The 26638-nt window shown below is 62.4% G+C and carries 22 protein-coding genes; 13 read left to right on the top strand and 9 right to left on the bottom strand.

What is annotated here, in order from left to right:
- Positions 1 to 67 precede the first annotated feature (67 nt).
- Positions 68 to 496, top strand: a complete 429-nt coding sequence (locus B5527_RS25555) for a CBS domain-containing protein (protein WP_079604006.1) — start codon at positions 68 to 70, stop codon at positions 494 to 496.
- Positions 497 to 506: 10 nt separating this feature from the next.
- Here the strand turns inward: B5527_RS25555 and B5527_RS25550 are convergent, their stop codons facing one another.
- Entirely contained in the window at positions 507 to 1556 is a 1050-nt protein-coding gene (locus B5527_RS25550; protein WP_079604005.1) for a patatin-like phospholipase family protein, read from the bottom strand.
- Between the two features lie 207 nt (positions 1557 to 1763).
- On the opposite strand from B5527_RS25550, the gene B5527_RS25545 reads away from it, so the two are divergent.
- The 3 genes from B5527_RS25545 to B5527_RS25535 all read left to right on the top strand — a co-directional run bounded on the left by B5527_RS25545 (position 1764) and on the right by B5527_RS25535 (position 9897).
- Positions 1764 to 2813, top strand: a complete 1050-nt coding sequence (locus B5527_RS25545) for a hypothetical protein (RefSeq protein WP_079604004.1) — start codon at positions 1764 to 1766, stop codon at positions 2811 to 2813.
- A 179-nt stretch (positions 2814 to 2992) separates the two neighbouring features.
- Positions 2993 to 5464 carry a putative bifunctional diguanylate cyclase/phosphodiesterase gene (locus tag B5527_RS25540; RefSeq protein ID WP_079604003.1) on the top strand — a complete coding sequence of 824 codons (2472 nt, stop codon included), beginning with the start codon at positions 2993 to 2995 and terminating at the stop codon, positions 5462 to 5464.
- A 1064-nt stretch (positions 5465 to 6528) separates the two neighbouring features.
- Positions 6529 to 9897: an adenylate/guanylate cyclase domain-containing protein gene (locus B5527_RS25535; RefSeq protein WP_079604002.1), complete on the top strand. Its 3369-nt coding sequence runs from the start codon at positions 6529 to 6531 to the stop codon at positions 9895 to 9897.
- Between the two features lie 79 nt (positions 9898 to 9976).
- Here the strand turns inward: B5527_RS25535 and B5527_RS25530 are convergent, their stop codons facing one another.
- Positions 9977 to 10540, bottom strand: coding sequence for a nitroreductase family protein (locus B5527_RS25530; RefSeq protein WP_079604001.1), 564 nt, complete (start codon positions 10538 to 10540; stop codon positions 9977 to 9979).
- 338 nt (positions 10541 to 10878) lie between these two features.
- On the opposite strand from B5527_RS25530, the gene B5527_RS25525 reads away from it, so the two are divergent.
- Entirely contained in the window at positions 10879 to 11193 is a 315-nt protein-coding gene (locus B5527_RS25525; RefSeq protein WP_245332248.1) for a type II toxin-antitoxin system HigB family toxin, read from the top strand.
- 10 nt (positions 11194 to 11203) lie between these two features.
- Positions 11204 to 11575, top strand: a complete 372-nt coding sequence (locus B5527_RS25520; RefSeq protein ID WP_079604000.1) for a helix-turn-helix domain-containing protein — start codon at positions 11204 to 11206, stop codon at positions 11573 to 11575.
- On the opposite strand, the gene thrS is transcribed toward B5527_RS25520, so the two are convergent.
- Positions 11572 to 13620, bottom strand: a complete 2049-nt coding sequence (gene thrS, locus B5527_RS25515; RefSeq protein WP_079603999.1) for a threonine--tRNA ligase — start codon at positions 13618 to 13620, stop codon at positions 11572 to 11574. The two genes, B5527_RS25520 and thrS, sit on opposite strands and share 4 nt — an antisense overlap.
- 101 nt (positions 13621 to 13721) lie before the next feature.
- Positions 13722 to 15836 (bottom strand): pentapeptide repeat-containing protein, encoded by a 2115-nt coding sequence (locus B5527_RS25510; protein WP_079603998.1) that lies wholly within the window; start codon positions 15834 to 15836, stop codon positions 13722 to 13724.
- Between the two features lie 489 nt (positions 15837 to 16325).
- On the opposite strand from B5527_RS25510, the gene B5527_RS25505 reads away from it, so the two are divergent.
- Positions 16326 to 16673, top strand: coding sequence for a hypothetical protein (locus B5527_RS25505; RefSeq protein WP_079603997.1), 348 nt, complete (start codon positions 16326 to 16328; stop codon positions 16671 to 16673).
- A gap of 9 nt (positions 16674 to 16682) precedes the next feature.
- Here B5527_RS25505 and B5527_RS25500 read toward each other — a convergent pair whose 3' ends face one another.
- Together B5527_RS25500 and B5527_RS25495 are read right to left on the bottom strand one after the other, a co-directional pair.
- A complete protein-coding gene (locus tag B5527_RS25500) occupies positions 16683 to 17009 on the bottom strand; it encodes a GrlR family regulatory protein (protein WP_079603996.1) in 327 nt (108 codons plus the stop codon).
- A gap of 164 nt (positions 17010 to 17173) precedes the next feature.
- Positions 17174 to 18412 carry an alpha/beta hydrolase gene (locus B5527_RS25495; protein WP_079607491.1) on the bottom strand — a complete coding sequence of 413 codons (1239 nt, stop codon included), beginning with the start codon at positions 18410 to 18412 and terminating at the stop codon, positions 17174 to 17176.
- 359 nt (positions 18413 to 18771) lie between these two features.
- On the opposite strand from B5527_RS25495, the gene B5527_RS25490 reads away from it, so the two are divergent.
- A complete protein-coding gene (locus tag B5527_RS25490; protein WP_079603995.1) occupies positions 18772 to 20145 on the top strand; it encodes an APC family permease in 1374 nt (457 codons plus the stop codon).
- Positions 20146 to 20147: 2 nt separating this feature from the next.
- Positions 20148 to 21374 carry a hypothetical protein gene (locus B5527_RS25485; RefSeq protein WP_079603994.1) on the top strand — a complete coding sequence of 409 codons (1227 nt, stop codon included), beginning with the start codon at positions 20148 to 20150 and terminating at the stop codon, positions 21372 to 21374.
- A 105-nt stretch (positions 21375 to 21479) separates the two neighbouring features.
- Here B5527_RS25485 and B5527_RS45480 read toward each other — a convergent pair whose 3' ends face one another.
- Positions 21480 to 21647, bottom strand: coding sequence for a hypothetical protein (locus B5527_RS45480; RefSeq protein ID WP_172842663.1), 168 nt, complete (start codon positions 21645 to 21647; stop codon positions 21480 to 21482).
- Positions 21648 to 21753: 106 nt separating this feature from the next.
- Positions 21754 to 22107: a membrane protein insertion efficiency factor YidD gene (gene yidD, locus B5527_RS25480; protein WP_079603993.1), complete on the bottom strand. Its 354-nt coding sequence runs from the start codon at positions 22105 to 22107 to the stop codon at positions 21754 to 21756.
- 228 nt (positions 22108 to 22335) lie between these two features.
- Here yidD and B5527_RS25475 point away from each other — a divergent pair, with 228 nt between their 5' ends.
- Positions 22336 to 23250: a hypothetical protein gene (locus B5527_RS25475; protein WP_079603992.1), complete on the top strand. Its 915-nt coding sequence runs from the start codon at positions 22336 to 22338 to the stop codon at positions 23248 to 23250.
- A gap of 135 nt (positions 23251 to 23385) precedes the next feature.
- Here B5527_RS25475 and B5527_RS25470 read toward each other — a convergent pair whose 3' ends face one another.
- Entirely contained in the window at positions 23386 to 23841 is a 456-nt protein-coding gene (locus tag B5527_RS25470; protein ID WP_079603991.1) for an iron-sulfur cluster assembly scaffold protein, read from the bottom strand.
- A gap of 238 nt (positions 23842 to 24079) precedes the next feature.
- Here B5527_RS25470 and folE point away from each other — a divergent pair, with 238 nt between their 5' ends.
- The 3 genes from folE (at position 24080) to B5527_RS25455 (ending at position 26597) form a co-directional block, all read left to right on the top strand.
- Positions 24080 to 24835, top strand: a complete 756-nt coding sequence (gene folE, locus B5527_RS25465) for a GTP cyclohydrolase I FolE (protein ID WP_079603990.1) — start codon at positions 24080 to 24082, stop codon at positions 24833 to 24835.
- A gap of 29 nt (positions 24836 to 24864) precedes the next feature.
- On the top strand, positions 24865 to 25293 hold the full coding sequence (gene hisI / locus B5527_RS25460; protein ID WP_425305024.1) for a phosphoribosyl-AMP cyclohydrolase: 429 nt from the start codon (positions 24865 to 24867) through the stop codon (positions 25291 to 25293).
- A gap of 227 nt (positions 25294 to 25520) precedes the next feature.
- On the top strand, positions 25521 to 26597 hold the full coding sequence (locus B5527_RS25455) for a transglycosylase SLT domain-containing protein (RefSeq protein WP_079603989.1): 1077 nt from the start codon (positions 25521 to 25523) through the stop codon (positions 26595 to 26597).
- The last annotated feature ends 41 nt before the right edge of the window (positions 26598 to 26638 follow it).

Genomic DNA, 26638 nt, shown 5'->3' with positions numbered 1-26638 from the left:
TGAAAACTCGAAGAAACAATAAAGACCGCGCTCGCTTAAGGGCGCGATCGGCTTCAAGGAGACGGCAATGACGGTACGTGCAATTCTCGATTCCAAGGGCCATCAGATTCAGAGCGTGGAGCCGGAGGCAAAGCTCTCGGCCGCGATCAAGATTCTGGGAGAACGGAAGATCGGCGCCGTGCTGGTAGTGAGTAATGGCCACATCGAAGGCATCCTGTCGGAGCGCGACATCGTGCGCGTGCTCGCCGAACGCGGTGCGGCCGTGCTCGAGGAACCCGTCAGCGCGGTGATGACGCGCAAGGTCATCAGCTGCAAACAGAGCGACACCGTCAGCGCGATCATGGAAATGATGACGCTTGGAAAATTCCGGCATCTGCCGGTGGTCGAGGACGGCCGGGTGGTCGGCCTGATTTCCATCGGCGACATCGTCAAGTGGCGGGTCAGGGAATACGAGGCCGAACAGGAAGCCTTGCGCGAGTACATCAAGACCGCCTGATCGAAAGCGATCACGGCGCCTTCTCGATGGTTGCTCCGGCCTTGTCAGACGCCGGCGCGAGGATGTGGATCGCTTCCTGGATGGAGTCGATGGCGCGTTCGGCGGCCCGCACGCCGTGGGCGATCAGATCGTCGGCGCGGTGGAAATCGAACCAGCCGATTTCGCCGACGCGGGGCGAGATCAGCAAGTCGGGCGGATCGCCGGCAAGGCGCGCACGGGTGATGCGGTCCTGCATGATGTTGAAGGCATCGACCATGACGGAGGAGATGCCCGGCCTTCCGCCGCTGCCGAAAAATTCGCGCTTCATCGTGCGCTCGGGCGAAAAAAACTTTCCGAAGCCGCGCTTGGGCGGGGGAGGCTCGACCACGGGATCGGGCGCCATTGCCACCGTTACCTCGCCGGACGGGCCGTGCGAATGGATCGTGGTGCCGTGCGCAAACACGTCGCTCGACAGATTGGCGGCGATCACGATTTCCGCGCCAAAGGCGCGCGCCGCCGACACTGGCACCGGATCGACCAGCGCGCCATCGACCAGCCAGCGGTCGCCGACCAGGACTGGCGAGAATATCCCGGGCAACGCATAAGAGGCGCGCATCGCGTCAACGACGCGGCCGTGGGTCAGCCAGATCTCGTGGCCGGTACGGACTTCGGTCGCCACGGTCGCAAATTTCAGCGGCAAGTCTTCGATGAGGACGTGTCCGAAGGCGGCCTCGAGCTGGGCAGCCAGCTTGTGGCCGCCGATCAGGCCTGAGCCGTTGAGGCGGATATCGAGATAGCCCAGAATATTTCGCGGCTGCAGGCTGCGCGCCCATTCTTCCAGCGTATCGAGATGCCCCGCCGCATAGGCGCCGCCGACCACCGCGCCGATCGAGGTGCCGACCACGACATTGGGAACGATGCCGTGGGCAACCAAGGTGCGGACGATGCCGATATGGGCAAATCCGCGTGCCGCGCCGCCGCCCAGCGCAAGTCCAATCACCGGCCGCCGGATGCTGCCGAGGCCAACCTTGTCGTGGCCGTCGGAGCCTTTTTGGCCGCGCCCCATCCAACTATCCAGCACCGATAACTCCTCCTTGGCGTACTAACTATTCGCTGCGGCCTGGCTCTGCCAGTCTGTCGCGCAAGCATGGTTTATGCCGCGTTCGGGACCGGCCGGGCAGGCCGCGGCCGGCAGAGTAACATTTGGGCACTTTGCCGGTTCCGCGGCCCTGTCCGCCCAATCGCCTCAGGCTTGAATTTGCCGCGTTTTCGGTCAAAAGCATGTGACATGACTTTCGGGGGATACGGCATCGGCGATTCAGGGTGCGGCAAACGCCTGCGATTGGCAGTCGCGCTTGCGGCGATGCTGATTTTGGCGCTTGCCGCCCCGGCCGGGGCTCAGATGTTCACCGATCAGCCGCCGCCGGTGCCGCCGGCATCGGTTCCCGAACCGGCACCCGCCGTGAATCTGGCCCCCCCCTCCGGTCCGACGTCGATTCCGAACCTGTCTGCGCCATTGACGCAGCCTTCCATCGCCGCCGTGCCGCCGGTTGCTCCGCCGCCGGGCGCATCGACCGCCGGCCAGGCCGTGCTGTCGCTGACGGCGCGTTACGGCAAGGACCTGCCGGTCATCAACGGCGCGCTGGTGTGGCGGGTTTTTTCCGACCGGCCGGACGAGACCGGCACTTTCAAATTGGTCCGCGAGGAGCACGGCGCGACGCCCAACATCGTGCTGCCGCCGGGCAGCTATGTCATTCATGTCGCGCTTGGACTGGTCAGCGCGGTGCGGGCGGTGACGCTGAAATCCGAAACCGACCGCGAATCCTTCGTGCTTCCGGCGGGCGGCCTGCGCATCGAAGGCCGCGTCGGCACCTCGAAGATTCCGCAAAACCAGATTGCGTTCTCGATCTACAAGGGCAGCCAGTTTGACGTCGGCGAACGCGCCCCGCTGGTGCCGAACGTCTCCGCCGGCGATGTCGTGCTGCTGCCGGAGGGGACCTACTACATCATTTCCAATTACGGCGACGCCAATTCCGTGGTGCGCTCGGATATCCGGGTCCAGGCCGCCAAGCTGACCGACGTGATCATCTCCCATCGCGCCGCCGTGATCACGCTCAAACTGGTCAGCGACAAGGGCGGCGAGGCATTGGCGAACACCGCGTGGTCGGTGATCACGCCGGGCGGCGACGTCATCAAGGAATCGATCGGCGCGTTCCCCCGCGTCGTGCTGTCCGAAGGCGAATATCGCGCCATCGCCAAGAACGAAGGCAAGGTGTACGAGCGTCCCTTCAACGTCGTTACCGGCGTTGACGGCGAGGTCGAGGTCATCGCGCACTAGCGCAGGGCGTACGAATAGATCCTTTCGACTGTCATAGTCGCTAACGCGCACTAACCATCGGATGACTTAAAACCGTCATAATCGCTGGTTCGTGGCTACCGTCCGTTAAATTTTATAACGCATTAAGCCGGCCTGGCATTGGATGCCGCGGGACAAATGTTCGCGTTGTGGGGAAGTTCATGATTGCCGCCAAAAGGTCATCCGGAAAATTCAGCGCGGAAATGTTCGACGACGTCCCCATTCTGCAGCGCAAGTGGCAAGCCGCACTTCGGCCGGGCGAAGGGCTGCCGCGTTATGAAGACGTGATGCTGGGCAGCCTCGGCCGGCTGGCGGATCATATCGCCCTGCTGAAGCACAATAATGAAGCGCTCGAAGTATCGCGCACCGGCCGCTATATCCAGAAATGGCTGGACGACGACCGCTGGGACATTCCCCTGAGCGCGCTGTCGCCGGACTGCGCCACCGCGCTTGGCGAGGCCGCGGCCAACGCGCTGGCGAACAGCCGTCCCTATCTCGCGGTCGCGCATTGCGTGCGCGACGGTCTGGTGCGGACCTACGATATCCTTGCGCTCCCGACGTCCTCGCGCTGGGGCGGCACGCTGATCGGGACTTACGTCAACGAGCGCGCTGGACAGTACAATCTGCTGGACGCGATCTTCTCCACCACCGACGAGGGCGTGCTGTCGCTGGCGACGATACGCGACGCCGGCGGCAATGCTTTCGATTTCCAGATCGTTCACCATAACCAGGGCGCGTCGCGGCTGCTCAAGCTGCCGGCAACCGAACTGCAGTGGCGCCGGCTCAGCGCCGGAGGGAATCTGCTGTGCTTGCCCGAGGTCGTCGAACGCCTGCTCGGTGTTGTCAGGAGCGGCAGCCGCGACCAGTTCGAAATCGACAGCGATCAGCGCAACCTGAAGCTCGGCGCGACCGCGTTCGGCGACATTCTCTCGCTCACGATTTCGGATGTCACCGCGCTGAAGCGGCGCGAAGCGTCGTTTCGCCTGCTGTTCGACAACAATCCGATGCCGATGTGGGTGTTCGACGCCGAGACCACCGAATTCCTTGGCGTCAATGATGCCGCCGTGCAGCATTATGGATACACCCGGGCGACGTTTCTGCGCATGAAGCTGCAGCAGATCTGGCCGCGGGATGAATGGGTGACCCACACCGAGGCGCTGCAGCAGATCGGCGATGCCTATCAGTCCACCCGCAACTGGCGCCATCTCAGGGCCGACGGCAGCGAGATCGAGGTGCTGACATTCGGGCGACGCGTCAGCTTCGAGGGCCGCGACGGCTTTCTCGTCGCCGTCGTCGACATAACCGAACGGCGCAAGGCCGAAGCCCGGATCGCGCATATGGCCCACCATGATGGCCTGACCAATCTGCCGAACCGGGAGCTCTACCAGGATCGCCTCAAGCAGGCGCTGGAGCAGAGTCAGCCCGGCAACACCCATGTGGCGGTGCTGTGCGTCGATCTCGATCTGTTCAAGAACGTCAACGATTCCTTCGGTCACCCGATGGGCGACCGCCTGTTGAAGCTGGTGGCCGACCGCCTGAGGTCGCAGGTTCGCGGCAACAATCTGGTCGCCCGTCTCGGCGGCGACGAGTTTGCGGTGATCCTTGCCGCCGATGTCTCGCCCAACGACGCCAGCGATTTTGCGACCCGGCTGATCCAGGTATTGAGTGACAGCTACGACATCGATGGCGTCGAGGTCGTCATTGGCGCCAGCATCGGGATCGCGCTCTCGCCCGGCGACGGAGACACCAGCGAGGAACTGATGCGCAATGCCGACATGGCGCTGTACCGGGCGAAGTCGGACGGCGGCGGCGTTCATCGGTTCTTCGAGCGGGAGATGGACCGCCAGGCGCAAAAGCGCCGCGACATGGAGCTCGACCTGCGCCGCGCCTTCGCCAATGGCGAATTCGAATTGCATTATCAGCCGCTGGTGGACATCGCCGCGGACCGCATCTCCGGCTTTGAATCGCTGCTGCGCTGGCGGCATCCCGAGAAGGGCATGATCTCGCCGGCCGACTTCATCCCGGTCGCCGAAGACATCGGCCTGATCGTAGCACTTGGCGAGTGGGTGCTGCGGGAAGCCTGCGCCGAGGCGGTGAAATGGCCCGCCGATATCAAGGTCGCGGTCAATCTGTCGCCGGTGCAGTTTCGCAGCCGCAACCTGGTTCAGGTGGTGATCTCCGCGCTGGCGCAATCCGGTCTGTCGCCGAGGCGGCTCGAGCTCGAGATTACCGAGTCGCTTTTCCTGGCGGAAACCGAAACCAATCTTGCGATCCTGCATCAATTGCGCGAACTCGGCGTCAGTATTTCGATGGACGATTTCGGCACCGGATATTCCAGCCTCAGCTATCTCCGGAGCTTTCCGTTCGACAAGATCAAGATCGATCGCTCGTTCGTGAAGGATCTGGCGCAGCGTTCCGATTGCGTCGCGATCGTGCGGGCGATCTCCGGCCTCGGCCGCAGCCTCAACATCACCACGACGGCCGAAGGCGTCGAAACCATCGACCAGCTCGACTGGCTGCGCGCCGAAGGCTGCAACGAGGTGCAGGGTTTCCTGTTCAGCGCGGCGCGGCCACCAGCCGAGGTCGCAGCGCTGCTGTCGAAATTCGGCCGCCGCGCGTCGCAGGCGGCCTGAGGGCGCCGGACGGTGGGGTAGGGTGGACAAAGCGCGAGCGCGCCGATCTTGAGTTGCAGCGACGCGGGCACGGCGCAGGTGCGCCTTTGCCTGCCTTGCGGATTCGATACACGTCATAGCAAGCCATGGGTCGGCACGAATGTCGACAAGTCGTCATTGCCGGGCTTGACCCGGCAATCCATCTTCGAAAGAAACTTCTTGCGAAGATGGATGCCCGGATCAAGTCCGGGCATGACGAGTGTGTTTTGCGTGCACGCCAATCTTAATTTCAAACAGCAAACGTTATTCGCAAACACACCTCCGCGATCTCGCCGCATGAGTTGCGCGAGGTTTGGCCTGCTCGTTTCGCCCTCTGCAATCAGAGGGCGCAGGGAATGCCGGGCGCCCGATGCGCCCGAGAGCCGCGTGTGCAGGGGTAGCGGTAGAACGCACACGCGTAGTCAGGTCACACCGGAATCACCCGGCATTCCCCGCGCAATGGTTTACGGCTTATACCGTGCTCTCCCCGGTGATCGGCTTTCTTGCCACCGTCGCCGGCGGAGTTGCCTCCACCGACTTGACACCAGCGTCGGGGTGTCAGGACCACACGTCTTCGCCGTCCGCCTCAGGCACCCTCGTCAGGAGCACCATCCGCGTCCACCGCATCCCGTCCCGCGCTGGTGACGTTGCGCAACGCCCCTCTGAGTGGGACTGGACGGCGAACATATAGAACTGATTTGGGTCTTCGGAAAATCAGAATATTTTTGCAAAAGGGGCTGGACACGAATTGTCGGAGAGAGCCTGTCGGGCAAATCAGTATGCAGGGTTTTAGCCGCAAGGCGCGCCGGCCGAGGAAGGATGGCGGATTACGCTGTCGCTAATCCGCCCTTGTAGCGGCTGTATTTCTGTTCTTTCCCTGACCGCTTCAACGAGTTGTTTTAAGACATGACGCGGACAAATCGACGCAAGTGACGTTTCACAGACATGCGCTACAGTGCGCGAAACCGCCTGCATTTTGCCTTGCAAAAAGGATAAGCAATCCATCCTGCCGCTGCTGGGTAAAGGGCCTGTAAACCGGAGGCGATGTGCCGGAGATTGCCGACTGGCTTGGGCGACTTGGTCTCGGACAATACGCGCAGCGTTTTGCCGACAATGAAATTGATGTCTCCGTACTCCCCCATCTGACCGACCAGGACCTGAAGGATATCGGTATTCCGCTCGGGCACCGGCGGAAACTCCTTGCAGCCATCAGCGAGCCGACGGCCGCGGCGCAGGCCGCAGCCGAACCCTCCGCTGCTTCGACGGCGCCGAAGGCCCTGGACGCCGCGGAGCGCCGTCAGGTCACCGTTATGTTCGCCGACCTGGTCGGCTCGACGGAACTATCGGCACGTATGGACCCTGAGGATTTACGAGACATCATTTCAACTTACCAGAAGTGTGTCACAGACACGGTGCGGCGCTTCGACGGGTTCGTGGCAAAATATATGGGCGACGGCGTGCTCGCCTATTTCGGCTATCCACAGGCGCACGAGGATGATGCAGAACGCGCGGTACGGGCTGGATTGGACCTGGTCGCGGGGCTCGCCGCGCTTAGGGAGCCCGTTGTTCTGCAAGTACGTGTGGGCATAGCGACCGGTCTGGTGGTGGTCGGCGATCTCATCGGGGCAGGCGAGGCGCAGGAACATGGCATTGTCGGCGAGACTCCGAATCTGGCTGCACGGTTACAGAATATCGCGGGGCCCAACATGGTGGTCATCGCCGAGGGCACGCGGAGACTTCTCGGAAATCTGTTCGAACTGCAGGACCTTGGGGCCATAGACCTCAAGGGAATCACCGGGCCGGTGCGCGCATGGACGGCGGTGCGGCCCAGCTCGGTCGAAAGCCGGTTCGAGGCGCTGCGTGAGGGGACCCTGATCTCCCTGGTCGGGCGGGAGGAAGAACTTGAGTTGCTGCTTCGGCGGTGGTCGCGGGCCAGGATCGGCGAAGGCCAGGTGGTGCTGCTTTCCGGTGAGGCGGGGATCGGCAAATCACGGCTCATCGTCGCGCTGTTGGAACAGCTTGCTCGCGAGCCGCATATGCGCCTGCGGTGCTTCTGCTCGCCGCAGCACACCGACAGCGCGCTCTATCCGGTCATCGGCGAGATGATGCGCGCCGCCGGCTTTGCTCACGATGACAGCCCGCAAGCGAAAGAGGACAAGCTTGACGCGCTGCTGGCGCAAAGCTCGACGCCGCCCCAAGATGCGGCGCTGTTTGCCGAACTGCTGTCGCTGCCCAACGATGGACGCTACCCTCCGGTTGAGGTTGAGCCGCAGCTCCGTCGTCAGAAAACGCTGAAAGCTCTTGGTTCGCGCATCGAGGCGCTGGCGCGGATCAATCCGGTGCTGATGACTTTCGAAGATGCGCATTGGACCGATCCGACCAGCCTCGAATTGTTCGCTCGGGCGGTGGACCTGGCCGTGAGCCACCGGCTCTTGATACTTGTTACTTTCAGGCCGGAATTCAGCCCGCCCTGGATCGGACGGCCGCACGTGACTGCGCTGACCCTCAATCGGCTGGCGCGGCGCGACATCGATTCCCTGATCGAGGGAATCGCCGGCAACCGATCGTTACCGGCGGACATCCGCCAGGACATCATCGAGCGCACCGATGGCATTCCACTGTTCGTCGAGGAGATGACCAAGGCGGTGCTGGATGCGGAGGGTGAAAGTGAAGCGCTGCGGGCCTTCGCAGGGGCGCCAACGCCGGTGGTGGCGGTTCCGGCAAGCCTGCAGGCTTCGCTGATGTCGCGACTCGACCGGCTCGGCCGGGCGAAGGACGTGGCACAGGTCGGCGCGGCGATCGGCCGGGAATTTCCCCATATGTTGCTGGCAGCGCTCGTGCAAAAGCCGGAGGCGGAATTGAACTCTGACCTCGACCGGCTGATTGCGGCGGGTTTGTTGTTTCGACAGGGCACCCCGCCGTATGCGAGCTACCTGTTCAAGCATGCGCTGGTGCAGGACGCGGCCTACGGCACGCTGCTGCGGGAGCCAAGGCGCGTGCTGCATGCGCGCATCGCCGAAATCCTCGAAAGTGAGTTCGCAGAAATCGCCGAGAGCCAGCCCGAGCTGCTGGCGCGTCACTACACAAAGGCCGACCTGATTGAGAAGTCGGCGCGCCTGTGGGGCAAGGCGGGACAGCGGTCACAGGAGCGCTCGGCGCTGGTCGAAGCCGCAGAACAACTGAGCCACGCTCTTGCGCAAATCGCAACCTTGCCCAGCAGCCCCGACCTGCGGCGCGAGCAGATCGTTTTACAAGTCGCGCTCTTGAACACGCTCATGCATGTCAAGGGATATGGCGCGCCCGAAACCAAGGCTGCCGTGGCTCAGGTGAGAGCGTTGATCGAGCAAGCGGAACGGCTCGGAGAACCTCCCGATGACCCTTCGTTGCTGCTCTCAGCCCTGTTTGGCCAGTGGATCGTCAATTTCATAAGCTTCAATGGTGACGTTGCGCGAGAGCTCGCAGCACGGTTTCTGTCCTTTGGCGAGAAGGAGGGAACGGCGGCACCGCTCATGATCGGACACCGCACCATGGCGAGCACGCTCGCGTTTATGGGAGACCTCGTTGAGGCCAGAGCGCACTACAACGACGCGCTCGCCCTTTACCGCGCCGCCGAGCACCGGCGATTGATGACGCGATTTGGCCAGGACCTCCGGGTGACGTGCCTGGGCTTTCGTGGAATGCTCCTGTGGCTGCTCGGTTATCCCGAGGCTGCGCTCAAAGATGCGGACTGCGCGCTCATGGAAGCGCGCCAGATCGAACATGCCGCGACTCTGATGTTCACGCTGAATTTTCCTATTCTTATCAATACCTATTGCGGGAATTACGATGCGGCAAACGAGCATATCAAAGAACTCGTCATGCTGGCGGAGGAGAAAGGCGCGCCGTTCCGAAAGGCGGAAGGGGTGTTGCGGCAGGGCTATGTCCTGACCCTCACGGGGAAAGGCACGAAGGCAGTCGAGATGGTCACGTCCGGCATTGAGTTGTGGCGGTCGACCGGATCGACAATATTTACGCCGGAGCATGAGTTCATGCTGGCCATCGCCCACGCAGATTTAGGCCAATTCGATGATGCCTGGCGCTGCATCGGCAGGGCAATGACGGCGATGCAAGCAACCAGGGAAAGGTGGTGCGAGGCCGAGGCTCATCGCGTTGCCGGTGAAATCGCGCTCAAGTCGCCGCGGCGGGACGTGACGAAAGCGCAAGCATATTTCGAGCATTCCCTGGCCGTTGCGCGAGCACAGCAGGCAAAGTCGTGGGAATTGCGCGCGGCCATGAGCCTGGCGCGGCTCCTGAGCGATCAGGGAAAGCGGCAAGCGGCACGAGACCTTCTCGCCCCCGTCTACGATTGGTTCACCGAAGGCTTTGACACAAGCGACCTGCGAAAGGCCAAGGCCTTGCTCGGCGAGCTTCATTGATGAGGCGTCCGCCGCTATTGAGACATCTGCCGGATACCAGAACAACGTTCCTCTGAGGCACAGTACGGCTCACCCGCCTCTAAAACCGAGTCACGATATCGGCAAGCGCCGGGCGCGGGCGGTCTTCGCTGGGTTTTGAGGGCGTGCCGATGTGAATCAAACCGGCGAGCTTTTCGTCGGCCTTCAATCCGAGCCCGTCGAGCACGTCGCGATCGAATGCGAACCAGCCGGTCAGCCAGCACGCGCCGTAGCCGAGCGCGGTCGCGGCGGTGACGATGTTCATCGCGCTGGCGCCGGCGGATAATTCCTGCTCCCACGGCGGCACCTTGGGATGCGGCCGGGTAAAGCTGACCACGCCGATCACCAGCGGCGCATCGGTCAGCCGCCGCTTCTCGACATCGATCTCGGCTGGCGCGGCTTGCGGATTTTTCCGCGCAAATACCTGCGCGATCACCTCGCCGGCACGGACGCGCGCGTCGCCTTCGAACACGATAAAGCGCCACGGCGTCAGCTTGCCGTGATCGGGCACCCGCGCGCCGATGGTCAGGATGGTCTCAATCTCGGCGGGCGAGGGGCCGGGTCCGGTCATCTCGCGCGGTTTGACGGAGCGGCGGATTTTCAGGAGTTCAAGGGCGTCGGGCACTGCGGTTCTTTCAAATGGGGATCATCCGGGGGATCGCATAGCACGCGATCCGCCCAGCCACGAGACGGTAAAGGCGGCTTTAGACCGATTGTGATCGGGGGTTATTTCCTGCCCGGCGCCGGCCCGGGCGGGGCTGACAGCGCGCCGAGGACGGCCTGCGCGCGAGCGACGAGGCCCTCAGGCGAGCCGCAGCGCTGGCGGGTTGATGTCGCTACGCTCGTATTCGCCTCCCAGCGGACCCACGAACTGGCGCTCGGCAGCGCATCTATTCTCCTCGTCGATCAGGGCTACCGAGCGCCCGCACAATAAAACGCTTGGTCCCAAAATGGGACTATGCTATGATCGACTGGGTGAGAGTGATAGCGCTCAGCACGATCAAGGCCTTTCTTAACCGAAGCGCGGGCGTTGCTGACGCCCGCGAGCCGGTTATGGCCTGGTTTCGGCAGGTGAGGCAGGCCGACTGGGCGAAGCCGGCGGACGTCAAACGTGATATCCGCAGCGCCAGTGTTCTCAAGGACGGCCGCGTGGTCTTCAACATCGCCGGCAACAAGTATCGCATCGTGGTCTGGATCAACTATCCTTATCGCGTCGTCTACATCCGCTTCATTGGTACTCATCGGCAATACGACGCTATCGACGCACAGAGCATCTAAGGCTTCAGTCATGGACATCGCACCGATCAAATCCCATCGTGACTATCGCCGCGTTCTCAGGGAGATCGAGGGATTAATGAATGCCAGGCGCAATTCGCCCGAGGGCGATCGGCTTGATGTTCTGGTGACGCTGGTGGAAGCATGGGAACGGAAGCACTATCCGCTCGATTTGCCGGACCCGGTGGAGGCGATCAAATACCACATGGAGCAGAGCGGGCTGCAGCCGCGCGATCTCATCCCCTTCATCGGCAGCCGCAATCGTGTGCACGAAGTACTAAATCGCCGGCGTGAGCTTACGCTCAATATGATCAGGCGATTGCACACGGGGCTTGGCATTCCCGCCGAATCGTTGATCAAGATCGGGCAACACAAGGCTGCCTAATCGGCTGCTCGCGCCCGCTTCACGTCCGGCGGTGTCGCTTCATCGACCAGTGCCGCGATCGCTTCGTCGGTCGGCATCACCGTTTGTCCGTCGCTGCCGAGCCGGCGGATCGAGACCGAATGGGTCTCGGCTTCCTTCTTGCCGACCACGAGAAGTGCCGGGATTTTCGCCAGCGAATGCTCGCGGACCTTGTAGTTGATCTTTTCGTTGCGCAGGTCGAGTTCGACACGCAAGCCCGCGCGGCGCGCGGCCGCGGCAACCACCTCAGCGTATTCGTCGCCTTCCGAGGTAATGGTGGTGACGACGGCCTGGATCGGCGCCAGCCAGAGCGGAAAGTTACCCGCATAATGCTCGATCAGGATGCCGATAAAGCGCTCCATCGAACCGCAGATCGCGCGGTGCACCATGACCGGCGTTTTCTTCGAACCGTCGGCATCGATATAGAACGCGCCGAATCTTTCGGGCAGGTTGAAGTCGACCTGCGTGGTGCCGCACTGCCAGTCGCGGCCGATGGCGTCGCGCAGCACATATTCGAACTTCGGGCCGTAGAACGCGCCTTCGCCGGGATTGATCGCGGTCTTAATCTGCTGATTATGGCCCTTGGCCGCGATCTCCGAGAGCACGGTCGCCATCACGCGCTCGGCGTGATCCCACATCTCGTCGGTACCGACGCGCTTGTCGGGGCGGGTCGAGAGCTTGACCGTCAGTTCGCCTTCGAAGCCGAAATCGGCATAGGTCGACAGAATGAGATCGTTGATCTTCAGGCACTCGTCGGCGAGCTGCGCTTCGGTGCAGAACACATGCGCATCGTCCTGGGTGAATCCGCGCACCCGCATCAGGCCATGCATTGCACCCGACGGCTCGTAGCGATGTACCACGCCGAATTCGGCCAAGCGCAAAGGCAGGTCGCGGTAGCTCTTCAGGCCGTGCTTGAAGATCTGCACGTGGCCGGGACAGTTCATCGGTTTCAGGGCAAACCAGCGCTTGTCTTCGGCCTCGTCGCCGGCGGATTGCGCCGCGAACATGTTCTCGCGGTACCAGTCCCAGTGGCCGGAGGTTTCCCACAGCGACTTGTCGAGAATCTGCGGCGCGTTGACCTCGCTGTAATCACCGGTCAGCCGGCGGCGCATATAGGCAATCAGCGCCTGGAAGATGGTCCAGCCCTTGGGGTGCCAGAACACCACGCCGGGGCCTTCCTCCTGGAAATGAAACAGGTCGAGTTCGCGCCCGAGCTTGCGGTGGTCGCGCTTCTCGGCTTCCTCGATCTGCTTGAGGTAAGCGTCGAGCTCTTCCTGTTTTGCAAATGCGGTGCCGTAAATGCGCGTCAGCATCGGATTGTTGGAGTCGCCGCGCCAATAGGCGCCAGCCACCTTCATCAGCTTGAACGCATTGCCGATCTTGCCGGTGGACGTCATATGCGGTCCGCGGCACAGGTCGAACCAGTCGCCCTGCTTGTAGATCTTGATGGTCTGGTCGGCCGGAATGGCGTCGACCAGTTCGACCTTGAACATCTCGCCGTTGTCGCGGAACACCTGCTTGGTCTGCTCGCGGCTCCAGATTTCCTTCGTAAAAGGTTTGTCGCGGGCGATGATCTCGCGCATCTTCTTTTCGATCGCGGCAAAATCTTCCGGCGTGAACGGCTCGTTGCGGAAGAAGTCGTAATAGAAGCCGTTCTCGATTACCGGGCCGATCGTCACCTGCGTGCCCGGCCACAGCGACTGCACCGCTTCGGCCAGCACGTGGGCGGCGTCATGCCGGATCAGTTCCAGCGCACGCGCATCGTCGCGGGCGATGAATTCGATTTTCGCATCATGCTCGATCGGGTCGGCGAGATCGACCACCACGCCGTCGAGGGCCATCGCCACGGTCCGCTTGGCCAGCGACGGCGAGATGCCCTTGGCGATATCGAGCCCGGTGATGTTTTTGGGGAATTCGCGCTGCGCGCCGTCGGGGAAGGTGAGGGCGATCTTGTGCACGGGTTCGACCGGTTTCAGATTCGTGAGGCTGTACTGGAATCCTGACGCGGGCGTATTCTTGTCTGGCATTGCAGTCTCCTTATGCTCACTCCTGCGAACGAGCGCAGGTAAGCGGGATTCGAGCAGGCTTTTAGCGTAAGGAGAGCGGGAAGGGAACCGGAGTCGCGAGATTATTCCGCGGGGGGCTTTTCCTGGGCGGCGGTGGATGAAGGCATCTTATTTGCCCTGGCGACGGCATCGCGCAGGCTTTGCTTTGTTGGCTCATCCAAATCCCTGGTCGCTGCACAATCTTCTCCATCTTCGCCGAGCAGACCACGGGCAATAGTGGCATTGAACGTGATACGATCCGGAGCCTGCAAGACCCAGTTGCGAACAATGCCTTCGGCCACGGCCTTACGATCGTCGCGAGTATTGCATGAGAGATTGCGCAAGAAATGGGCGAGTTGGTCATCCAGTTCCGATCGAGATCTGGTCTTGGTCGCCGCCTCGCAATCACTCCAGATTTTCCTGATCTGCGCGGCATCGTTGGCGGCACGTGTAACCTTGAGGCCGGCCAGCATTTGCGCCCGGGTTTCTTCCTTTTTGCTCGCGTCAAGAATACCCGCGACCGAGCGCTCGATGTATTTCGCGATTGCATCAGGTGTCGCGGGGACTTGTTCGTCCGTACCCCCGTTCGAAACGACCGTGGCATCCTGTACGCTGACATCGGCGTCGCCGCAACCTTTCGCAACCATCGCGCCCCACACATACACGCGGGACAGGCGGCTGTATCTCATCGGGCTATCCGTGAGGTTGGTGCCCTGAAGCTGGCTGCCTTCGAAGTATGCGCCCCGAAGCTGGGTGGATACGATGGTGGCGCCCTGAAGCTTGCTGCCAATCAGCGATGCGCCCTGAAGGTCGGCGTCTTCCAGCGATGCCCCCTGAAGCTGTGCTCTATCAAGCGATGCGGCCTGTAGCCGAGCCCCGAAAAGCGATGCGCCTTGAAGTTCGGCGCCGTCGAGCGATGCGCCCTGAAGCTGGGCGCTATCGAGCGATGCGCCCCGCAGATCTGCGTTCGAGAGCCATGCGTTTTGAAGCCAGGTTTCTTTGAGAGACGCTCCCTGAAGCTGCGCGAAATCGAGGTGAGCGCCCTGCAGATGGGCCGAATCGAGCAGCGCACCGTCAAGAGCAGACGAATTCAAGTTCGCATCCAATAAAAAAGCTCCGGTCAGATCGACACGTCGAAGGTCTGCGCCATAGATGTCGGCGCAATTGAAATCACGGTCTCGAAAATTTTGGGTCCGTTTGCCTTGGCTTTGCGCCAGTTTTCGCTCGGATGCGTGCTTTGCAATATTGGCGAGCTTGTCGTCGTCGACGACATCTACCTGCGGCAGAACGAGACGATCGAACCGCAGGTCGATCGAAATTTGAGCGAGGTTGAATTGTTGTTGAATCCACCGCGTGCATTGCACGGAAAGCAGCGGCTGTCGGGTCAACAGGTTGACGTGCGGCTCACCCGGGAATGTCGCCAGCGACAGAGAAACCGGAATGAAAACAGCGGCAGCCGACAGTGGAATCGCTTGCTCGCGAAGCCGCGACCACGACGTTCCGTCGGGCCGCCTCAATCCGGATAGCTGAAGGGGTATCCAGATCAAGTGTTTGAGGCCGGCCTCAACCGTTGGCCATTGAAGATCTTTCCGCGCATCGAGAGCGAGCGGCCAGATCAGAAAAAACGCCGCCAGCTCAACCAATATCAGCAGGCGATGGGTCCAGGTCGCGATATGGCTGTGATAGGCGAGAAAGCTGAACTGGAACGCCAACAGAATCAGGATCGGCCCGATTGCCAGTGTGATCCAGACGATCGCCCTCAACAGCAAGCCAACAAAACCTTCGCGCTCGCGCGGCGAACCCGCAAAAATCTGTGCGAACAGGGTATTTGCGAGACGCTGCCGCAACGAGGCGTTCTCTTCGGGTGAAAGATCGGTTCGGGCGACGGCCGTATTATAGGCTGCGGTCGTGCGTCCGAGCAGAAGGACCTGCAGCAGCACGTAGATATGAAGAATCACAAACAGGATCGGCGCGAGAAAGAAAAAGCCCCACAACGGCAGAGCGATGTTCAAGACCGGAAGCTGGACCGGCGCGGCGAGCAGAAGCTGGCGCTGCGTGACCGTCGTAGCGGCGATCAGAAGGTAAAGCGAGAAAACGAGAAAGCTGATCCAGATGGCGGACACGCGCGTGGCCGAGTCATTAACCGCGCGCTCCAGCGCTTCGACGTCGAATGGGTCCACTTTCCTGGCGTCCGGCAAGACAATTCACCCCGCCCGCAGAGGTTGAGATAGTTGCAGGTGACATGCCGTTGTGCAAGTTTCCGCCGTCGCGGGGAGTTGCGGTTCAAAGGCTGGCCGAAAATCGCCGGTCGCCGAAAGTGGTGCTGCGTTTCTCCGGCGGTGCGCCGACCCCGCAGGCACGGGCTGCGGCGACCGAACGAAGCCTCGCGCGGATCGATCGCTTGCGAGCCTGCTCGCAACCTGTCCGCCGCGAAAAGACGGCGGCCCCGTGCCAACGAACGTGTCGCAGGACCGCGCGGCGAAATAGCCCGTCTTGTGCTGGCCGGTGCCGGTCCACCAGGCCTCGACAAACCTCGACGTTACCGACATAAGCGAGCCGTTCCGAAGCGGAACCCGTCGACAAGCCTTGTGTCGTGTGCTTGGTCCGCCGCGGGAATTTTCGATTCGATCGAGCCGCCCGGCTCGATACAAGATTGCATCGACAGGCAAAACCGAAGGTAAAGTGACATGGGAAGAATACTTGCGCTGGTCGTGATGTTCTATTCAGCGGCCGCCATGGCTCAGAGCAGCCCTCCGACCGTCGGGGATAAGCCGCTGGTCCAAGTCAAGCCGGTCCAGGCCAAGCCGCCCGCCGCGGCGTCGAAGCACCTATCGATCGCCAAGCGGCTGCAGGCCTGTCTGGAAATCGACGACGGAACCAAGGGGCGGCTGGATTGCTACGACGCCGTGATTCCGCCGAAACCGAACCCCAAGGCGCCCGCCGCGAAGGGCGTGGCGGATTGCCGTTTCAGCAAGGAAGAAGACGCGCGGCTGGCCTGCTTCAACGGCTTCGCGGAGAGCATCCCGAAATTCTAGAGCGCTCGGTCAGTCGCCGATACGCGTCAGCACCGCCTTGAAGGCCACGCCGGGCAGTTGCAGGGCGCTGCCTTCGAAATCGACCATGTCGCCATTCGCCGTTCCCTTCAGCGTGAGGGTGATCATGTCGGTACCGAACAGCGGCTTCAGTTCGGGGTCGGCGTTATGGCGCAGGGTCGAGACCTTGACGTGGATTTCGTCGCCTTTGCGGGTGTAGTTGCCAATAAAGGCAAAGCCGGAATTACCGCCGCGGAGTTTGCCCGACGTGGCGTAGAGCACGCCGTTGCCGGTGCCGTGAACGGTATGAAATTCAACCTTGTAGAGGCCTTCCTGCAAGTTTAGCCCCCGCTTGGTTGCAGATGTAAGCGCGCGGCACCCTAGGGCCCCGGCCTGCGCCGAACAATCCCGCGGAACGGAAATCGCCCGGGCATCAACATCACATTTCGACGACGGTATGATGGGAAACTTGCGGCGGTGCGACGGCGCGCAAGCGCGTCAGGTTATCGGCGAGCGGGCGAGGGGGTGCCTGTCGTCGCGACCCGCGTCAGCGCCGGCGTTGCCGCCATTTTGGCCAGCACTTCCTTGACCGGATTTTCAGTCCAGGCGTGCGTGACGTAATTGCGATGGGTCACGCCCTCGGGTGTCTCGACGAATACCACGCTGCCGGGACGCAATGGAGCGTCCATATCGCGGGTGACGGTGATGCCTTTTGCTTTCAGCATCTGGATCAGATCGCGGTCGTGCCGCTCGGTATAATGCGTATATGAACTGACGAAAAAGCCGGACCGGTTATTCTCGATCCAGGATGCGAACTTGTCCAGTTCGCCGTAAACCGCGTCGAGCAGGAACACCCCGCGCACGCGATCGCCGAGGCCGCCCACCTCCAGGCTCCAGGCCGTCGGCACGAAGCCGCCGCTGTAGCCGACGATGACGACCGGCATGTTGGCAAACGCCTTGGCGGCGGCTGGATCGCCGTAGAGCGCGGCGAGGTGATCGGCCGACTCCGCGACAAAGCGCTTGAGGCCGCCCGGCTGCCAGAATTTGCCCGCGCTGGAATCGGCGGCGTCGACCGCAAGCTGCGGCGCCAGCAGCACGGCATTGACGCCGGATTCCGAAATCTGCTGCGGCACGCGCTGCCGGTCGCGTACGTCGCGCTCCAGCGTTGCGCCGTTGCCGTGGAAGAACACGACGATGACGCCCGGTTTGCGGACATCGAAATTCTCCGGGACATGCATCAGGACGCGGCTGTCGTTGAAGGTCTCGTCCTGCCAGTAAACCCGGCCACTGTAGCTGCGATGGCCGCGGCGCCCGTCCCTGGAAACGTTCAGGAACGGCTCGTCGGTGTGCGGATTGTTGCCGAGATAGGGAAATGCCGAGGATTTCAGGCTGACCAGCGTGGTCTGATCCTCTCGGGCCGGGCGCTGGTAGGGCACCGTCGGCGCCAGCGAAGCGACCCGGTATGGCGCGGGTGCTGCCTGCGCCGTGCGCTTGACGGGCACGTCGTCGGCCTGGCGCTGCTCCAGGCTCTCGCTCGCCGTCGGGAAGCGATCCCTGAACTGGGGTTTCGGGAAGCGGTCGTCGAAGGTGTCCCCGATCGAGGCCTGTGAATTGGCTGCCAGCGTGCCGGCGTTCGGCGCCTGTCCGCATTGAACGAGAACAAACGACAGCGGGACGAACGCGCATAGAAGGCCGATCCAGCGCCATCGCTCCGACCCGGAGTGATGTTGAGGAGCCTGCATACGCTGACGCGCGCGCGGTGACATCACCCGGACGGCACGATCATGCATCTGCGATTGCGGACTCGCCCCGGCCATCCACCTACTGCCCCAAGATCCACCGGCTATTCGCGTATTTCAGCTCGGCGGCGTTTAGGTGACGTTAAGCTTCCGGGAAAACTCCCCACCCGGACAGCGTACCGGAACACGCAATCGTGTCGTGATTGTGGGGCGGCTTTCCATGATGCCGTCGAGGCCCGGTGCGTCGCCGGTACAGGGGTACCAAATCGGGTCACGATTTAAATCATTGTTAACATTGCTTGAATTGAACGGGGTCAGCCTGCACGATGAAAAATGACGGGCGTGACGCCGAAGGGGACTCTATGGCGGCATCAGGAACGGAAAGCGCGGCGTGGGCCGGCCGGCTCCCGGGTGGCGGGTCGACTGTTTCAGTCATCGTGGCCACCGCCATCGTCGTGGCCGACATGATCGGCGTCGGCGTCTTCACCAGCCTTGGCTTTCAGGTCAAGGACATCCCGTCGGGGTTTTCGATTCTGTTGCTGTGGACCGTGGGAGGGATCGTCGCGCTGTGCGGCGTCTTTTCCTACAGCGAACTCGGCGCGATGTTTCCGCGCTCCAGCGGTGAATATAACTTCCTGACCCGCGCCTTTCATCCGGCCTTCGGATTTCTGGCGGGCTGGGTGTCGGCGACGGTTGGCTTTGCGGCACCGGTGGCATTGGCCGCGATGGCGTTCGGGGAATACGGCAAATCGGTTTTCCCCGGTGCCCCGCCGCTGGCGCTGGCCATAGGCGTCGTTTGGCTGGTGTCGATCGTACAGCTCAGCGGCGTCAGGCACTCCAGCACCTTTCAATTGGTCTCGACCGTCTTGAAGGTCGTGCTGATCGTCGCGTTCCTGATTGCCGGATTTGTCGTCGGCACGCCGCAACCGATTTCCTTCGCGCCCGATGCGGCCGACTTCACCCATGTCACCAGCGCGCCATTCGCGATCGGGCTCGTCTTCGTGATGTATTCATTCTCCGGGTGGAACGCGGCCACCTACATCATCGGCGAGATGCGCACGCCGCAGCAAAACCTGCCGCGCGCGCTGCTGGCGGGGACGCTGATCGTGCTTGTGCTGTATGTCGCGCTCAACGCGGTGTTCCTATACACCACACCGATCGACAAGCTCTCCGGGCAGCTCGATGTCGCGCGCATCGCCGGCAGCCACATCTTCGGCGACATCGGCGGCCGCATCGTCGGCACCATGATCTGTGTCGGACTGATATCGTCCATCAGCGCGATGATGTGGATCGGGCCCCGCGTGATGATGACCATGGGCGAGGACATCCCGGCCTTGCGGCTGTTTGCTGGTAAATCGAGCCGGGGCGCGCCGGCCTACGCCATCCTTTTCCAGCTCGCGGTCGCCAGCCTGATGCTGTTCACCCGCAGTTTCGAGGCCGTGCTCGATTTCATCCAGTCCGCGCTGCTGTTCTGCTCGTTCTTCACCGTACTCGGCGTCATCAAGCTGCGCGTCACCCATCCCGACCTGCCGCGGCCCTATCGCGCCTGGGGATACCCGATAACCCCGCTGGTTTTCCTGCTCGTGACCGCATTCATGATGTACTATCTTTTGACGGAGCGGCCGTTGCAGTCGTTTTTCGGTATATTGATCATGGTTTCGGGCCTTTTGATTTATGCCTTTTTTCGCAAGCGGACCGATCGAGGTCCCGCGACCGCATCTCCGGACCGCGACTAGTGATGCTCCAACGCGCGAAAATTGCGGCTGTCGCCGTAACCATGTTCCTCGCGGTTGCCGGACCGGCCCGCGCCGCCGACATTGTGACCGCAGACGACACCGCGCGTTTCCTTGCGGGGATGCCGCCCTCGGCCGAATCGCCGCTGACGCCGCTGACCAAGGATCCGGCATGGCAGCGGCACGCAAAATTCTTCGATAACGCGTTCGGGCAGCTCGAGCAGCGCCAGCTTTCGAAAATCCGGGCCTGGGCGGCCACCAATCTGGCCGCGCCGCGGCCGACGATGTTCTACATGTTCAGCGGTCCGGACTTTCTCTACGCCGACGCGTTTTACGCGAAGGCGACGACCTACGTGCTGAGCGCGCTCGAACCGGTCGGGTCGGTGCCGGATCTCACGAGATTGCCGTACGGCGGTATCGGGCCCGCGCTTTACGATGTCGAGCGTTCGCTGAGCTCGGTCCTGAGTTTCAGCTTCTTCATCACCAAGCATATGAAAACCGATCTGCACGCCGGACAGCTGAGCGGCACCTTGCCGATCCTCTATGTGTTCCTGGCGCGCTCCGGAAAGACCATCCGCGACGTCAGCTTGATCGCGCTCGACGCCAAGGGCGCGGCCTATTTCGCCAACGAGAATCCCGGCAGGAACGCCACGCGCGGCGTCCGGATCGTGTTTGCGGGCAGCGATGGCGAGGAAAAGACGCTGTATTTTTTTTCCACCGATCTTTCCAATGGCGGCGTCAGAAGTTCGGGCTTCCTGAAGTTTTGCGCGACGCTCGCGCCCGGCAACAGCCTGATCAAGAGCGCCTCCTATCTGATGCATTCCGGCAGTTTTTCCACTGTGCGCAATTTTCTTCTCGCCAACAGCGCCACCATCATCCAGGACGATTCAGGGATTCCGCTCGCGGACTACGATCCGAAGCAATGGCAATTTTTTCCGTTCGGCCGCTACGCCGGTCCGATTGCCGAGTTTCCCGGGAAATATCAGGAACAATATGCCGAGCTGTTCAAGCGCAGCCAGCCGATGGATTTCGGCATTGGCTACCGCTGGCGTTCGTTTGAATCGAACCTGCTGCTGTCCGTCAAGTTGCCCTCAGGCGATTCCGGGCGCGTTGACGCGACGTCGTCGGCCGAACCGCCGCGACAGACGCAACCGCGCCCGCGGCGGCCACGTCAGCCGGACGTTGTTCAGCCGAGAGGTTTCCCATGGTTCTCAGCATGGCCGTGGCGCTAGAGCATGATCCGGAAAAGTGGAAGCCGGTTTTCCGAAAAGATCATGTTCTGGCGTCATCGATGCGTGCCCTGACGTCCAAAGCGCGCCGTTCGGCCGCGCTTTGATTTACCACCGCACGCTTTGGCTCGGCACGATGAAGGCCGTCGCGCGCGCGGCCTCAGGGCTGTGGGTGAAATACCGGTAAGCCGCGACGATAATAATGAGAAGCGCGAGTACGGCGAGAAGGTCGATCTGTCGGGGATCGTGACCGTGGTGGCTGATTTTCCAGCGCATTGTTTGTGTCCTGCCTGCGGAAGCATCAAATCAATTCGGCTGTGAGGTCGCGGTTCCCCGCACGGCAGAGATGCGTCTTTGGCTTGAAAGCAGTGCACCAAACTATTCAGGGCGCGTTGACGCCGCGCCATCGCCCGAACCGCCACGGCAAATACCAGCGCGCGCCAGGCGGCCTTGTCAGCGGCACGTTGTCGATTCCCGACGTGCCCCATGGCTGGCAGCGTAACAGCCGCGCCAGCGTCATCCAGCCTCCGCCCCACAGCCCGAAACGCTCGATCGCCTCGTCGCCATAGACCGAGCAGGTTGGCAAATGGCGGCAGTTGTAACCGACCAGCGGCGACAGGGTGTGCCGGTAAATCCAGATCATGGCGCGCCCGGCGTTGCGCGGCAGGCGCTGCACCACGCCACCGCAGTCGGGGCATAATGAGGAATGGGGCGATGAATGCTTCATGGGCGGCATGCCGCAATCATGTGCGCGGTTTGCGCGGTTCCCGAGCATGGAACCGGCGGGCGCAGATATTTGTGCCACATTTTTAAAAATATAACATTTCTGAAGAGCAGTGCAGCAAAGTTTAATGGACGGCAAGGATTCTCACGGTTACCTTTTTCATAACGCCTGTATGCGGAATCATCGGGCGTTGAACTGGGGCCATTGCCATTGCTCTTCGGGGCTTGCGGGGGAACCAAATTGAGGTTTGTGAAGTCGCTCGGTTATCGCGGTTGGGGGCTGCTCGGCGCCACCGCCATTTGCATTGCATTGCCCGGTATCCCCGCTGCGCCTGCCGGTTCGGCACATGCCAGCGTCACCCTCGAAGAACGCAAATTGCCGATGCGGTTCGACTGGGTCGCGTGCGGGCCGAATTGCCGGGGCTGGGTCAGCGCGGTCGGCATCGTGACCGCGGATAGTCCAAAAGATTTCGATGATTTCGCGCGGGGACGCCAGCTCGGCGGCGCCACCATCGTGCTGGATTCCAGCGGCGGTTCGGTCAACGACTCCATCGCGCTGGGACGGCGCTGGCGCAACCTCGGTGCGCTGACCACCGTCGGCATCAGCGTCCAGACCCACACTGCGCAGGGCGAGCGTGCCAGCGTGGTGCCGGAAGCCTATTGCGAGTCGATGTGCGTGTTCCTGCTGCTGTCCGGCAAGACGCGTTACGTGCCTGCGGCCGCGCATGTCCGGGTGCATCAGATCTGGATGGGCGACCGCGCCGACGACGCCAAGGCCGCCAGTTACACCGCGCAGGACATGATGATTGTGGAGCGCGACATCGGGCGCCTCGCCAAATACACCTTCGACATGGGCGGCGCGGGCGATCTGTTGTCGCTGTCGCTGAACGTGCCGCCGTGGGAAGATCTGCACGAACTGTCGGCGCCGGAGTTGCGGCTGACCAATCTGGTGACCACCGATGCGGTTGCCGACGTGCTGCCGCAGACCGGCAGCGCCAACGCCCCGGTGGCCGAACTGACCGCCAAACCCGTGCAGGATCGCTTCGTCAGCACCGCGGCGGAGACCGGGACAAATCCGCAAGCTGCGAAATCCACCAAGACCGCCGAAGCGATGGTTCCGACTGGCGGCGTGGCCGTGACGGCACCGGCCAAGTAGCTGCGGTAAATCCGAAGGATGAACCTGTCATTCCGGGATGGTGCGTTAGCACCAGACCTCAGATGTGCCATTGCACATCGGGGAATCTCGAGATTCCGGGTTCGATGCTTCGCATCGCCCCGGAATGACGCAATCTCACCCCTGCGCCGGGGCCGCCTCTTTGGCCTTCGCTTCGATCTGGCCGATCGCGTCGACGACAGCATCGAAGGTCAGCATGGTCGAGGCATGCCGCGCCTTGTAATCGCGCACCGGCTCGAGCAGCGCGATGTCGGCCCACTTGCCTTGTGGAGGGCTGCCGTTTTCCTTCAGCATCCTGCGGACGGTCTCGCGCAAGTCGCGCAGTTCGCTCGCGGTCGAGCCGACGACGTGCCTCGCCATGATCGAGGACGAAGCCTGGCCCAGCGCACAGGCCTTTACGTCATGGGCAAAGTCGGTGACCACAGGTCCGTCCATTGTGAGGTCGATCTTGACGGTCGAGCCGCACAGCTTGGAATGCGCCGTGGCGCTGGCGTCTGGTGCGGCCAGTCTTCCGAGCCTGGGTATATTGCCGGCCAATTCGATGATCCGTTTGTTGTAAATGTCGTTCAGCATAAGATAGGGGTCTCGGGCTTGCCGGCGCGAACGCCCTTGGCGACCGCGGTCCATGGTCCTATATATGGGTGGAAATGGCGGAAATACAGTCCGTCCGTTTGCCCCAAGCGGCCTGAAATGAAAAACCAATTCAGTCGCAGGGATGTTAAGAATGGTGGGACTCAGGCGTCCGGCGGCAAGCCGCCCCGTCTGCCGGTGACACTCCGGTCTCCCGTGAGACCGGTCGAACGGAGTTGACATGGACGCTTTGATCAAATCCCTCCGCCCAGGCAAGCCTTCCGACGTCAAGCCTTCCGACGTCAAGCCCTCAGACGTAAAGTCTGCCGACGGCAAGATTCCGGAGACGAAAATTCCGGATCCCCGTCCAGCCGAGCTGGATCCTTCCGAATTTCTGGCCGCGGCCGTACGTGCCGACCAGCCGCGTCCGTCGCGTGCGGAAGCCGAGGAGGCGGTGCAGACCCTGCTTGGCTATATCGGCGAAAACCCCGGCCGCGAGGGCCTGCTGGATACGCCGCGCCGGGTGGTCGAAGCCTATGACGAACTCTATCAGGGCTATCATCAATGCCCGGCCGAGGTGCTCAACCGCACTTTCGGCGAGACCGCGGGCTACGACGACTTCGTGCTGATCCGCGATATCGAATTCACCTCGCAGTGCGAGCATCACATGATGCCGTTCTATGGCAAGGCGCATATCGCCTATACGCCGGTCGAGCGGGTGGTGGGTCTGTCGAAGCTGGCGCGCCTCACCGATATCTTTGCGCGCCGCCTGCAGACCCAGGAGCATCTGACCGCCCAGATCGCGGCCGCGATCGACGAAATTCTCAAGCCCCGCGGCGTTGCGGTGATGATCGAGGCGGAGCATACCTGCATGTCGGTCCGCGGCGTCGCCAAGCATGGCGCGATGACGTTCACCAGCCGCTATACCGGCATGTTCCGCGACAATCCTGCGGAGCAGGCGCGTTTCCTGTCCATGGTGCGAGGGCCGCAGCGCTAACCCTCGCCGAGAATCTGCGAGGACTGCCCGTGTCGACATCCGCAGCTATCAACGACTTTGAGGAAGGGCTGGCGTTTCAGCCCAAATTCGACGCGTCCGGCCTCGTGACCTGCGTGGCGACCGACGCCGGCACCGGCGACGTGCTGATGGTCGCGCATATGAACGACGAGGCCCTCCGCAAGACCATCGCCAGCGGAGAGGCCTGGTACTTCAGCCGCTCCCGCAACGCGCTCTGGCGCAAGGGCGAAACCTCCGGCCAGGTCCAGCGCGTGGTCGAGATGCGGCTCGACTGCGACCAGGACGCGGTCTGGATCCGGGTCGAGCAGACGGGCGCCGCCTGCCACACCGGCCGCCGCTCCTGCTTCTACCGCAAGGTCGATGCCGGCGAGGGCGGGGCGCAGTTGTCGTTCGTCGATGCGGACCGGCTGTTCGATCCCAAGGCGGTCTATCGGAAATGATTTCGCGTGCCGTCATTCCGGGGCGCCGCAGGCGAACCACAGATGTGCAATTGCACATTCGGGAATCTCGAGATTCCGGCTCTGGTCCTCCGGACCATCCCGGAATGACGGAGGATGAAATTTAACCCGGCATTAACCATAATCACCGCAGTGTGACCGCGGCTTGAGCGTTAGTGGGAGCTCTCGAACAGGCCCGGGGGTCATTTCGCGGGGAGCGAGGACCAAACATGTCGGTCGACACGTCAAACGCCACGGCGACGGCAGGTGTCGACCCGTCGCGCGCGCGGATAGCCGGGGCAATCAAGCAGGCCGCCAACGCCACCGGCTCCAGCTTCGAATACCTGCTCGCCACCGCGAAGATGGAATCCGATTTCAATCCGACGGCGGGCGCCCCGACCTCGTCGGCGCACGGGCTTTTTCAATTCATCGACCAGACCTGGCTCGGCACCGTGAAGGAAGCGGGTCCGCAGCTCGGCTATGGCAAGTACGCCGACGCCATCACCAAATCCTCGTCGGGCACCTATTCGGTCAGCGATCCCGGCGCCCGAAGTGCGATCCTGAAGCTGCGCGACGATCCGGCCGCCAGCTCTGCGATGGCGGGCGTTCTGACCCAGTCCAACAGTTTCAAGCTCACCGGCCAGATCGGCCGCCGCCCGACCGACGCCGAACTCTATATGGCGCATTTCATGGGCGTTGGGGGCGCCGCCAAGCTGATCTCGAACGCCGAGGATAATCCGCAGGCTTCCGGCGCGCGGCTGTTTCCGAACGCCGCCGCGGCGAACCATTCGATTTTCTACGACCGCTCCGGTCGCGCCCGCAGCGTTTCGGAAGTCCATTCGGTGCTGACCTCGCGCTACGCCAGTGCCGCCAATTCACAGGCGACGCGCAGCGCGATGGCGTCGGTCGGCGATATCCCGGCAACCATGTCGGTCGCCAGCGCGGCGGCGACTGCGCCGATCGCCAATGCAGCCTACCTGTCGAGTTTTCCGGATGCCCGCTCGGTCACGCCGGTCACGATGGCATCCGCATCGACGGCGGCCAACACTTCGCCGCCGACCGATCCGGTATTCCGTTCGCTGTTTCAGGCCGGCGATCGCGCCCAGCCGGTCTCGCCTGCAGTTCGTGAATTGTGGGGCAGCTCGTCGTCGCTGACCTCGGTCGCATCAGCGACTTCGGTCGCGCCAGCGACCTCGGCCGCGCCTGCGGCAAGTCCGGTTGCGAGCTCAGCCGCGACGGCGACACCCAACGTTCAGGCGCCGCATGGGCTCGATCTCTTCAGCGATCGCTACGGTACATTCAGCTAGCCAACGACAGTCGATGCCGCGCCATCCTGCAGCTTTGTCGC

Origin of the sequence: Bradyrhizobium erythrophlei, assembly GCF_900129425.1 — a bacterium.
In the GTDB taxonomy this organism is placed as follows: Bacteria; Pseudomonadota; Alphaproteobacteria; order Rhizobiales; family Xanthobacteraceae; genus Bradyrhizobium; species Bradyrhizobium erythrophlei_C.
Note: the sequence above shows the minus strand (reverse complement) of the source record. Positions and strands in the feature narration are given on the sequence as shown.

Coding starts and splice junctions, on each gene's coding strand:
- B5527_RS25520 (WP_079604000.1), top strand. CDS start 11,204: ATGGACATCGCACCGATCAAATCCCATCGTGACTATCGCCGCGTTCTC.
- thrS (WP_079603999.1), bottom strand. CDS start 13,620: ATGCCAGACAAGAATACGCCCGCGTCAGGATTCCAGTACAGCCTCACG.
- B5527_RS25540 (WP_079604003.1), top strand. CDS start 2,993: ATGATTGCCGCCAAAAGGTCATCCGGAAAATTCAGCGCGGAAATGTTC.
- B5527_RS45480 (WP_172842663.1), bottom strand. CDS start 21,647: ATGCGCTGGAAAATCAGCCACCACGGTCACGATCCCCGACAGATCGAC.
- folE (WP_079603990.1), top strand. CDS start 24,080: ATGGACGCTTTGATCAAATCCCTCCGCCCAGGCAAGCCTTCCGACGTC.
- B5527_RS25555 (WP_079604006.1), top strand. CDS start 68: ATGACGGTACGTGCAATTCTCGATTCCAAGGGCCATCAGATTCAGAGC.
- B5527_RS25505 (WP_079603997.1), top strand. CDS start 16,326: ATGGGAAGAATACTTGCGCTGGTCGTGATGTTCTATTCAGCGGCCGCC.
- B5527_RS25525 (WP_245332248.1), top strand. CDS start 10,879: ATGATCGACTGGGTGAGAGTGATAGCGCTCAGCACGATCAAGGCCTTT.
- yidD (WP_079603993.1), bottom strand. CDS start 22,107: ATGCCGCCCATGAAGCATTCATCGCCCCATTCCTCATTATGCCCCGAC.
- B5527_RS25455 (WP_079603989.1), top strand. CDS start 25,521: ATGTCGGTCGACACGTCAAACGCCACGGCGACGGCAGGTGTCGACCCG.
- B5527_RS25485 (WP_079603994.1), top strand. CDS start 20,148: ATGCTCCAACGCGCGAAAATTGCGGCTGTCGCCGTAACCATGTTCCTC.
- B5527_RS25470 (WP_079603991.1), bottom strand. CDS start 23,841: ATGCTGAACGACATTTACAACAAACGGATCATCGAATTGGCCGGCAAT.
- B5527_RS25545 (WP_079604004.1), top strand. CDS start 1,764: ATGACTTTCGGGGGATACGGCATCGGCGATTCAGGGTGCGGCAAACGC.
- B5527_RS25490 (WP_079603995.1), top strand. CDS start 18,772: ATGGCGGCATCAGGAACGGAAAGCGCGGCGTGGGCCGGCCGGCTCCCG.
- B5527_RS25495 (WP_079607491.1), bottom strand. CDS start 18,412: ATGCAGGCTCCTCAACATCACTCCGGGTCGGAGCGATGGCGCTGGATC.